Raw genomic sequence first — 12,270 nt, forward strand, 5'->3', positions numbered from 1 at the left:
CTCTATTTTTGATATCCTTTGGTATGCGGAACCAGCTTGAACGCTTTATTTAAAGCTTTAATATAGCCAGTTACTCCATGACTAAAGCTTGCTCCTGCTTTTAATTGAGGAGGCCCGACTGCGCCGCCTCCTGAAACGCCGCTCCAAGTCTTCTCGTATTTATAATTATTATCAAAATCGTATACTTTTCCCATACCTGGCCAAACCTCTGGTTGATTAGACTGCAGGTTGTTCCCCCACCAATAATTGCCAGATACTGCACCCACTCCAGCATTGTAAGCTGAAACGTTTCCTAGATAATCATTCATAGTCATATTCTGATCTCCAGAAGATCCGATATAATCCCCAGCAAATACTGAAACTCCAGCCCCAACAGACAAACCTAAAGTACCTGAGGCGGTTGCGAAGAAAGCCCCATTTCCGGCGTCTTTACCATCTAAAAAGTATGCGTATTGAAAACCTACAGAAGCTCCTCCTCCCACCGTAAACTCTCCTCCAATATTAATCCCAATAACATCTACATCGGGAAGCTTATTTGTAATTTTATTTAAATTAATATTTAAATCCTTCCCAACACTGACACTCTCGATTTTAACGTCCTTATCAATTTTATCAGTATAATATGTCGCGATAAGATTGCCCTCACTATCTTTAAAACGAATGTCCGTTGCCTCCATCCCATCAGGATCAATAAACCTCATCGGATTATTAAATACATAATTATACGGCGAATACCTCCTCATTTTCTCAGCCAACGGATCTATCACATTCCACCTTCCAATAATCGGATCATAGAACCTTGCCCCGTAATCATACTGTTCCAGTTCATCCTGCAACTCCTTGCCATTATAAAGATACTTATTCTGTAGCGAAACTGCACCGATATCATTCAATGCAGATTTCCTCATCCCGAAGGCATAATAGTTATCACGCTGTAATACCTCAATGGCGCTGCCGTTCACCTTGAAAGTTGCCCTAACGTTGCCCAAATGGTCGTTCAGATTATATTCATAAGTGTAAGCTCCATTGCTGTTCCTGGCAATCCCCTCCTCGGTCTGGATGAAATCAATGACGTTATTGGTGTACTGGATGCCGCCCACATAATCCGTAATGGTGGTAGCTCCTGTGGTGGATACCTTCCTCAGCTTAGCTCCAGTAGCATCGTAGGTATAGGTAAGGTTCAAACCACTCTTGCTGGCAGTAGTGGGCAAACTCAGGTGGTTGTAGCTAATCGTTACCCCGTTACGCCCATCGGTAGTGGCATTGCCATTGGCATCATATACATAAGTACCTGTTAAGCCTGAGACGCTTTGCAGTTGATTGCCCGTGTAGCTATAGGTCTTTACGCCTGTACCATCACGGTTAAGGCTGAGGATATTGCCCATCACATCATAATCCAGTACCTCCGTCATACCGCTGGAGGTTGCATTATACAACCTGTTCAACTTGTCATATTGATAGGTGAACGTATTGTTCCCGTTATTCGTGTAAATCTGCCCTGAGATATTGCCGTTGAACTGTTGATGGGCGCCATCGTTGTACTGCAAGGTCATATTAAACAATGGCGCACTGTTGCTGGTCTTCAGCCAGCCACGCTCATTGTAGGTAAAATTAGTCGCTTGCATGCCGTTATGTAGTTCCTTCGCCCTCAGCTGACCAATCTCATTGTAACGCATTTCAGAGAGCAGCACCTCCGTTCCACCCGTCTGCGGAGTACCGTAGGTAGTTTGATAAGTCTTGCTTTTACGGCCCATGTGGTCGTACTCGTAGCGGTTGGCCACTACCGTACTGTTGCCGTTATTCAAATGCGTGCGGGTGGTGTTCTTCACACTCCCGTCAAAGTTGTACTCCGTATCCACTACATCCGTACCATTGTTCAAATGGTGTTCGCTTTTGACTTGTATCGCACGACCGTAGCTATCGTAATAGCTTACAGCAAGCAACATGGTACCCGTGCCCAGTACCGTGGTTCTTGTTCCAGTGGGCAATCCCTTAGTCCTCGCCGAGCTTACCTGCGTGGTGCCATTGGGCTGGCCAAAAGTATTGTTGTAGAAATCATAATCATCATAATAACTAAAGCCATGATAATAAGTAATATTATTAACTGGAAAAGCCAAATTGCTGTAGCCCGTGCCCACAGCATTACTGTTGGCATTGTCACGTTCTTCCCAAAGTACCGCATGCCCATCTACCGCCAACTGCATGGCTGCTATGCCTGCAGTATTGTTGTACACCCCTGTAATCACAATACGTCCCAAGGCATCATATTTGGTAAATAACCATTGGCCCGCACTGCGCTGTAGAGCGTCCTGCGTGAGCACTACCTGATCCAGCTTATTGTAGACCATATGTTCCCAGCCCTTGCCTGGCAACTTCTTCTCGGTCAACCGTTTCAGCCCATCATAGCGGTATTGATAACAGAACTGTTCTAGTAGAGTACCATCTGGTACGCCCGCATCGGGATTGGCTCCTGGGGGCAGCACAAAACTGAGGTTGCCCAGGTCATCGTATACATAATAGGTACTCAGTACCTCGATATTGCCTCCTTTCTCATTGAACATACGTCTGAGCACTATTCGGCCCTCTTTGTCCTTGTACTCCTCTACCGTTCCCTTCTTGCCATCACTACTTTGCCAGTTCTCATCCTTGCTGATGGTTAAGTACAATTGGTTTGCGCCATAGTTGCCGTCGCTGGCCAAAGTACGTTCATGCTCTTGACCTGCCGTAGTTACAACATTGGCTTTGAACAACCTTACCGCAAAGCCCGTAGTGCCATAGTTGGTATCACTATTGTTGGCACCATATGCCAATCTTGTCGTATGCTCGTTGGCTACACTCCCTGGCTGCCATGCCCCACCAGAAAAGCCCTGGCGCTCCACACGGTTCAGCGGGCTAGGCTCAAACTTGGTAATGCTAAATGGATAGTCAGTTTTTACCACATTACCATCCCAACCGGTAGGCAATGTCTTATAATAATTGGACTGGTTGGTAAACCCGCTGGTCTTGTAACTGCCGTCAGCAGCCGTCTGCTCAGCATAGGGCAAATATTTTTTGCTCTCACGTCCCAGGGCATCATATTCAAATACCTGCACCAGATCCTTTCCTGCGGGGCTCCCCTGCCAAGTCACCGTCTGTAAAGGGCGACCAAGGCCATCAAAATACTGGATGGTGCGGTTGGCCTGACTCACAGGAAGTCCTGCCAACGAAGCCACAGTGGTTTTTCCAGAAACCTTTACCGAGGTTTCCATCACATAGTTTTGATTGGTGCTTGGACTTTGAGCAAATGCCGTCAGTCCCGTTCCAAATAATATACTTGTAATCAATAGCTTCTTCATAGCGCGTTAAGGTTTATAGTGATAATCATAGGCTTTAACAAGGTCACCAAAGCGATCCTTAAGGGACATCAGACGTCCATAAACATCATATTCAAATCGCTGCAACTGTGCAGGCTCCAAAATGTCTCTTACACCAAACAGTGGGAAATAAGTAAACGACTTCATAGGAAGGGCATCTGAAGGATAGATCATCACATCATCGATAATGCCACTGATCGACATCGATGGGCTGTAGGCCTGCGAAACCATATTCCATTTGCTACCGTTCCAGCTCCAATAGTTCAACACATAGTTTTTTCCATTAGGAGGCACAAAACTAAGCGTGAAATTACCATTATAAGACAAACCTCCAGTATGGCCGATAGCATAATTTCCATTGGTTTCAAAATCCGCCACATAAATTTCTGAAGCATCTGCATTATCAAATAATGCTTTCAAACGCAAGCCATCAGGTTGCCATAGCAGACCACTCTTCGATCCCTCAAAAGCACTAACAGTTAAAGGAGCGCCTTTGCCATTATAAGCATGAATAGCTTCTTTCACTCGATAACTTCCAGCGGGTAAAAGTTGCGAAGAATGATGTGCCATTGGAGCATATCCAGCCGTTTTCACTTGATAGGTAGCCGAAGCCCTAAGCGCCGAACCGAAGGTCGCAAAGTCCGTAGCTTCTCCAGAAATCAATGTCTGTTCTACCCCACCATCAAGTCTCCAAAGCTCCGTTTTCACAGCATTAGCAATTCTATTTTCAGCAACCAGTTGGTTAAACTGCCACAAACCAGTAAAATCATAAGGATAATATAGCTTCGTTTTGATACTACCATCGCTGGTTTGTTTGGTAATGGTCTTGGTTTGGTGCATCAAATCGTAGGTATAGCTCTGCTCCGACACTATTGCAGCTCCATTCTCATAAGTGGCTTCCTTTTGCCATTGTTTCAGAGAATTGCCGTAAATCGGATATTCTTGTCGAACCACAAATTGTTTATAGTCATTAACACCTGTATTGGCAGAGTAGGCAAGACCAGTTTTTAAAGACCTAAAATTTTCGTTCGCATGTTCCTCTATCGTAATCGCGTAACTATTTTCAACCAGCTTAAGCAAAGTTCCTGAAGCATTGTAGGTCTGTTCCTTTAACGGAAGTGCCGCAGCCCAAGAAATATATTCGCCTGGCAAAAAGGGATAAGAACCCGATCCCCCTCTATGAATAAGATCACTAAATTCATAAACCGTTTTGCCATTAGGAGTACTATTGCCCTCAAGTTCCTGTACAGTCACCCTGTTGTAGCCAATGGGGCTACCTTGTACCGAGCCCAAGGGTTGGCCCGATTCGCTGCTTCGATTAAAAAGATCTACTTTACCTGCTAAAAAGTTCGGGCCGTCGTATAATTCTCTGGTAGTTAAATAAAAAAAGCCATTAGTAGGCAGCGCGGCCAATTTCCCAGACGAACGCCCATTATCCATAAGATAACTAAAAGCCTTAGCAGAGGCAGGGATAGTAGCCGCTGTATCCAAATAATTGGTAATGCGCTTTGCCCTTAGGCCACCCACCAGTGTATTTTTAAAGCCCGTTTTATAACTAGCCGAAACATTCACGCTAAATTCCACGGGATATAAAAAGGCCGTACTCATTTGCACCTCCACTTTATATGGTCCCGAAGCAGGCAAGCTAAAACCGTTGAGCACAACTTCGCCAATATTCTTTATTTGCCCATAAGTCCCACTATACAATACGGTCGACCAAGTTCCCGCGGCATTACTCAGCACAATGTTAATCGGCGTGTTGTCTATATCTTCTTCAATCCACCATACGGGTTCTCCTGGCTGGGGCACAATCCTGCTTAACTCCATAAATTTTATGTAGAAATCTACCGCTCCAGGAGCATCACTAAAATCATAAGGATAAGCAATGTTAACAGTTGTTTTCCCTACGTTATAAGGACCTTTCTTTTTATAATCGATAAAAAAATCATTCTCCCCATAAGCCTCGTTAGCTTCCATCTCATATACCGTACTTCCTCCTGTAGGGTAAATAATTTTTTGTAACGAGCCCGATTTAACGGCTTCCGCATCTGTTCTTCTATCAGAACCATCCAAAAATGGATCAAAAGCCATCCCAAGAGTAAGTTTTGGAATAAGTGTTCCTGCGCCAGAAGTATTTGCATATCCCCAATAATCTATAGAAGTAGATGATCTTGCAGGCAAACTGCCATAGTAGCTAAAAATATAAGGAGGCTCTTGTTGCTGAAATGCAGACTTACGAAGTTCAAAAAGCTGCAACCTGCCGTTAAAATAACCTTGGGTCAATTTAAAATCATAGGCATAACCTGCATTATTAATTAAAATTCGATTCAAAGCATAGCCCCCAGTAAGATCCGTCCTTGAGCCGTAGCTAAAATCCACAAAAGTGCTATCTGGAAAACTAATTTTCTTTAACCTAAGGGCATACACGTGTGCATAAGTACTGGAACGAGAATGCTCATCTGTGTAGCCCACTGGCGTACCTTCTAATGGGTTGCCTGAGAGATTAATCGCCTTGCTTTCAGAATATCCTGTTTCATAACTTTGGAAACCACCATCATAATCAAAACGAATGCTGCTTTGACGGTCGGCAGACTTAATTTCAGAAAGATACCAACTAGAAGTATATTCATTCACATAATTCTCATTAAGCCCTTTTCCTGTAGTAAGCAGGGTATGCACAGTACTAGCCGTGGTTTCAGTCGCACTAAAAACATATAGCCTACCCTCATCATCAATCACTTCAAAACCATTCAATTGGAAAGGATGTAACCTAATGGGATTGATCTTCAAATTATCTAAGGATTGAATTAGAATAGAACCGTTTTTACCGATAAAAAACTTACCGCTCTTCCCATTAAAATTATAGAAAAAGATATCCTGAGCACCATCAAGGGAATTTCCTTCAATATCAAGTACCGTTTGAAAATCTGTCGGACTATTCGTCAAATTCACCGCATAACCTAAACCCACCTGCGGAGTTAAAATACCCCCACTGTATAGCGGCGTAGAGATATTGGGCAAAACTGAAGTATTCAAAAAACCAAGTGCCGCTTCATCTGGTCGCCCTCGCATCGTCCTAGTGATCACGCCACCTGCATTCAAGCTCCAACCTAAACCGACGTTAGAGGCTATCTCCTCTACCTTCACGCCACCTGCATGGTAGTTTAACGAAACATCGAGTGAAAGACCGCTAACTTCATTTTTCCAGTTGTAGATCGGAACACCTACTTGGGGCACGCCCGTATGGGTATTTACTGGAATATCCACAAATTTGGCCAAAGCCGCGGCATTTGGAGAGGGCGGCACATACCTATTGGCAGGATTGTGCTGCTGTGCATAAAGGGAGGTAGCTAATAAGGAAGCTACGGCTAAAAAAAAGCTTTTTTTGATCATGCGTTATTTAGTGGTTTAAAATATAAATGAAGGATTGGATACAAATTTTAAAGCAACCTAAAACGGTTGCATCCTTTTGGATTTAAACAAATAAAAATAAGGGATATAGGTTGCCTCTAAAAGGCTTGATGAACAAACGGAACAACAAATTGTTGCTAAATTAAACTGAGGAGCGATAATTAGCATAGAAGTGTTAATGAATATAACCAAAGCTAATCAATAACAAATAAAGATGCAAGCCATCTAAGAAATTGGAAGCAAGCTATTTCTTCATGCAAACCACTTCGAATTAAACCTTATCTCAATGATTATTAACCACATAATGAATTGCAGTTATGACATCAATAAAACTAAAGAGATAAAAAGGGAAAATAAATCACATTTCACCAAACCTTTTGATGGCGCTAGTGTTCTACAGCTATAAATCTTCAAAAAGTTTGTTTGGTTATGCCCACCGATGGATGTCAGTGGGCTTTATTTTTTTGCTCGCAACACTAGCAAGCACCTACGATCATAAAAGCGACATACGCCGCTACACTAAATGATCATTACGAAAGTGAGTTATACAATGCAAAAAATGAATGAGCACCGTCAAATCCCTTCTCCTTTTTACGAGTACCTGTTCCGATCTATCGGAAGGGCTAGGGAGAGGTTCATACGACAACTCCCCCAAACTTGCCACGTATTACCCCTCAAACTATTTGGTCATCACCACATAAACCGTCCAAAACAAAGCATTGATCCAAAAGAACAAAAAAGCTCTTCTAATGATTTTAACCTTATTAAAAGACAAAGGGAGTAAATATAAAAGCAGAATAATGACAGGAAAAACAAGTATTACTCCCTTTACAATCCAAAGCATCCAAGCTGAATCATCAGAAGGTACTGGAAGATATATCCCCAAAAGATGATATACCAAAAGACCTAGAGACAAGTAAGAGAATACAATTCCAGGAATAATTAAAATTATGGTGAATACCTTAAGGATTTTCATCTCTATCTATTACTTTTTTCTATCTAGCGCAAGCTTCAAATCGTAATTATCCCAATAGTTTTATTCCTAACATATATTTTTCACCAAAGAGGTGTCAGTATTTTTTCATAAAACGTTAGGGTTTATAGTGATAATCATAGGCTTTAACAAGGTCGCCAAAGCGGTCCTTAAGGGACATCAGACGTCCATAAACATCATATTCAAATCGCTGCAACTGTGCAGGTTCCAAAATATCTCTCACACCAAACAGCGGAAAATAAGTGAACGACTTCAAAGGAAGGGCATCTGAAGGATAGATCATCACATCATCGATAATGCCGCTAATCGACATCGAGGGACTGTAGGCCTGCGAAACCATATTCCATTTGCTACCGTTCCAGCTCCAATAGTTCAACACATAATTTTTTCCATTAGGAGGTACAAAACTAAGCGTAAAATTACCATTATAAGACAAACCTCCAGTATGGCCAATAGCATAATTTCCATTGGTTTCAAAATCTGCCACATAAATCTCAGAAGCATCTGCATTACCAAATAATGCTTTCAAACGCAAACCATCAGGTTGCCATAGCAAACCACTCTTCGGCCCATAAAAAGCACTAATAGTTAAAGGAGCGCCCTTGCCATTATAGGCATGAATAGCTTCTTTCACTCGATAACTTCCAGCAGGCAAAAGCTGAGAAGAATTACGTGAAATTGGAGCATATCCAGCCGCTTTCACTTGATAGGTAGCCGAGGCCCTGAGCGCCGAGCCGAAGGTCGCAAAGTCTGTAGCTTCTCCAGAAATAAGCGACTGTTCTACCCCTCCATCAAGTCTCCAAAGCTCCGTTTTCACAGCATTAGCAATTCTATTTTCAGCAACCAGTTGGTTAAACTGCCACAAACCAGTAAAATCATAAGGATAATATAGCTTCGTTTTGATACTACCATCGCTGGTTTGTTTGGTAATGGTCTTGGTTTGGTGCATCAAATCGTAGGTATAGCTCTGCTCCGACACTATTGCAGCTCCATTCTCATAAGTGGTTTCCTTTTGCCATTGTTTCAGGGAATTGCCGTAAATCGGATATTCTGGCAAAACTGCAAACTGCTTAAGAGAAACAGTATTACAATTATCTTTATAAATTAAACCTACTTTTAATGAACGGTGATTGTCATTTTCAAATTTATCAACACTCACGCTATAATCATTCTCTACTTTTTTCAACAGCACACCCGAAGCATTATATATTTCTTCTTTTAATGGCAAACCTGCCCCCCAATTAATGTACTCGCCAGATAAAAACGGATAAACATGATAAGACCCAAAATTTGTTAAAGAACTGAATTGATAGACCGTTTTGCCATTAATAGCATTATTGCCATCCATTTCTGCCACCGTAACCCTCGAATAACCTACTGGACTACCCTGCACAGAACCTAGGGGCTGGGTAGATTCAGAGCTTCTATTGATCAACTGTAAAGTTCCTGGTCCCGAAGGCCACCCGCAATTATACCATTGAACTAAGGATGATTTGTAGTAGTTAAAATTAGGAACCACAGAAAGTTTTCCTGAAGATAAATTGTTATTATCCAAATAACTGAAGCTCTTAACAGAAGCAAGCACCAATTCATTACTATCAAGATAATTAAGAATACGTTTTACCCTTAAGCCGCCTACCAACTTATCTTGAGGCTGGATATATACATTTGGTATAATCTGAGCAGAAAATTCAACAGGATAAAGCGTTGCAGTATTTGCTTGAAAATCTAAATAGTAATTACCGCTAGAAGGAACTGTTACACCATTTACTGTAATTCCTGTAGCACTTCTAACTTGACCATAAGTACCACTATAAAGTAATTGTGACCAAGTAGCTGCCCCATTTCTTAGAATTATGGAAACAGGAGTGTTGTCTTCCTCACCCTCTATCCACCAAACAGGCTCTCCAGGTTGAGGAGTAAGCCTACTTGTTTCAACAACTTCAATTCTAAAATCTATCTTATTATCCAATACATTTTCACAACTGATTAATTGTGGGGTATTCAAGTTCCCTTTATAAAAATTTAAAATATTAAGTTGCTGCTTATTCACGAAATAGTTTGTTTGGTCAAAAGCATCGTTACATTCCATTTCATATACTGTGCTTCCCCCTGTCGGATAAACTATTCGCGCTAAAGACCCATACTTAACTGCCTGTGCATCTGGCCTTCTATCAGAGCCCTCCAAAAACACATCATCAGAACGGTCCCCTAACGAAAGAATTGAAGAGATTCGAGATGTAATATTACGTTGGGTACCCACAGCATACCCCCAATAGTCTTGGCTCATTGAATCATGTGAAGGAAGTCCTGTATGATAAAAGAATTGATAAGGTATTTCTACCTCCATACCTGCAAATTTATTGAGTTTTAGCAACTTTAACCTCGCGTCTTGGTATCCTTGTTCCAAATTAAAACCATAATTACTCGTTCCTTCACCTATAGTTATACGCTTTAATGCATGAGACCCATTTAAATCCAACCTATAGCCATTTTCATAAGTAAATTCAACAAATGTTTCATCGGGAAACCTAATTTTTTTTATGCTTACCCCAAACAATTGTATAGCATTATACGATGCAGTATGGCTATTCAGCGTTCCTGGAGCATTTCCTGATAAAAAATCGGTATTATAGTTATAGCTTTTTGACTCGGAGAAGCCTGTATTATACGAATGAAAACCACTATCGTAATCAAAAAAAATAGAGGTTTGCCTATCAGCAGACTTAATCTCAGAGAGATACCAACTAGAAACATATTCGATGGGAGGCGATTGGTTTAAACCACTGTGACCTGTACTAGTAGTTAATTCCGTATCTTTGAATATATATAATCTGCCTTGCTCATCTATGACCTCAAAATAGGTAATTTTGTTACCTCCTGTTTGTACGGGGTTAATCTTAAGGTTATCCAGAGATTGAATCAATATAGAGCCATTTTTCCCAATAAAAAATTTTCCACTCTTCCCATTAAAATTATAATAGAAAATATCTTGTAGACCATCTGTCAAGTTGGCCTCTATATCCAATACTGTTTGAATGTAAGTAGGGTTGTTAGTACTGTTTACCGCTTGGAATGCATTAGTTGTCTGTGAAGTCAAAAACTCGCCATCATAAACCCCTGTATAAAGATTTGGCAAAACAGGTTGACTTAAAAAACCAAAGCCTCCCTCATCAGGTTGCCCACGCATGGTCCTTGTAATTACACCACCAGCATTCAAGCTCCAACCCAAACCAACATTTGAGGCAATTTCTTCTACCTTCACGCCGCCTGCATGGTAGCTTAAAGAAACATCGAGTGAAAGGCCACTGATGTCATTTTTCCAGCTATAGATAGGAATACCAACCTGCGGCACTCCCGTATGAATATTTACTGGAATATCCACAAATTTGGCCAAAGCTGAAGAATTGGGTGACGGTGGTACGTACTGGTTAGCTGGATTATACTGTGCATAAAGGGAGACAGACAGTAAAGTAGCTACGGCTAAGAAAAAGCTTTTCTTGATCATGCGTTATTTAGTGGGTTAAAATATATAAAGAAGGATTGGATACAAATTTTAAAGCAACCTAAAACGGTCGCATCCTTTGGGATTTAAACAAATAAAAATAAGGGATATAAGGCGAGCCCAAGAGGCTTGATGAACAAAAGGAACAACAAATTGTTGCTAAATTAGACTGAGGAGCGATAATTAGCATAGAAGTGTTAACGAGTATAACCAAAGCTAATCAATAGCAAAGAAAGATGCAAGCCATCTAAGAAATTGAAAGCAAGCTATTTCTTCACGCAAACCGCTTCGAATTAAACCTTATCCATATGATTATTAACCACATACCTAACTGTAGGTATGGCATCAACAAAACTAAAGAGATAAAAAATGAAAACAAATCACATTTCACCAAACCTTTTGATGGCGCTAGTGTTCTACAGCTATAAATCTTCAAAAAGTTTGTTTGGTTATGCCCACCGATGGATGTCAGTGGGCTTTATTTTTTTGCTCGCAACACTAGCAAGCACCTACGATCATAAAAGCGACATACGCCGCTACACTAAATGATCATTACGAAAGTGAGTTATACAATGCAAAAAATGAATGAGCACCGTCAAATCCCTTCTCCTTTTTACGAGTACCTGTTCCGATCTATCGGAAGGGCTAGGGAGAGGTTCATACGACAACTCCCCCAAACTTGCCACGTATTACCCCTCAAACTATTTGGTCATCACCACATAAACCGTCCAAAACAAAGCATTGATCCAAAAAAAAAAGCTCTTCTAATGATTTTAACCTTATTGAAAGATAATGGAAGTAAATACAAAAGCAGAATAATTAAAGGAAAAACCAGTATTAGTCATATTTCAAGCCTTAAACTAAAAATTAAATCATCAGGTGGCATTGGAAGATATAGCCCCAATAGATGATATACTAAAAGACTTAGAGACAAATAACAGAAAACAACTCCAGGAATAATCAGAATTATCGTAAATATTTTCAGTGCTTTCATTTACTAATTGCTA

4 protein-coding genes are annotated in these 12,270 nt (G+C 41.0%); all 4 read right to left on the reverse strand.

Annotation, left to right across the window (positions count from 1 at the left end):
- Window positions 1–2 precede the first annotated feature (2 nt).
- The 4 genes from DUT70_RS07040 to DUT70_RS07055 all read right to left on the reverse strand — a co-directional run bounded on the left by DUT70_RS07040 (window position 3) and on the right by DUT70_RS07055 (window position 11,266).
- Window positions 3–3,335, reverse strand: coding sequence for a DUF6443 domain-containing protein (locus DUT70_RS07040; RefSeq protein WP_113646628.1), 3,333 nt, complete (start codon window positions 3,333–3,335; stop codon window positions 3–5).
- A gap of 6 nt (window positions 3,336–3,341) precedes the next feature.
- A complete protein-coding gene (locus DUT70_RS07045) occupies window positions 3,342–6,746 on the reverse strand; it encodes a hypothetical protein (RefSeq protein WP_113646629.1) in 3,405 nt (1,134 codons plus the stop codon).
- A gap of 697 nt (window positions 6,747–7,443) precedes the next feature.
- Window positions 7,444–7,740, reverse strand: a complete 297-nt coding sequence (locus DUT70_RS07050) for a hypothetical protein (RefSeq protein WP_113646630.1) — start codon at window positions 7,738–7,740, stop codon at window positions 7,444–7,446.
- Between the two features lie 115 nt (window positions 7,741–7,855).
- A complete protein-coding gene (locus tag DUT70_RS07055) occupies window positions 7,856–11,266 on the reverse strand; it encodes a hypothetical protein (protein WP_113646631.1) in 3,411 nt (1,136 codons plus the stop codon).
- Between the last annotated feature and the right edge of the window lie 1,004 nt (window positions 11,267–12,270).

The sequence above is a fragment of the Pedobacter chitinilyticus genome, from assembly GCF_003313385.1.
Lineage (GTDB): Bacteria > Bacteroidota > Bacteroidia > Sphingobacteriales > Sphingobacteriaceae > Pedobacter > Pedobacter chitinilyticus.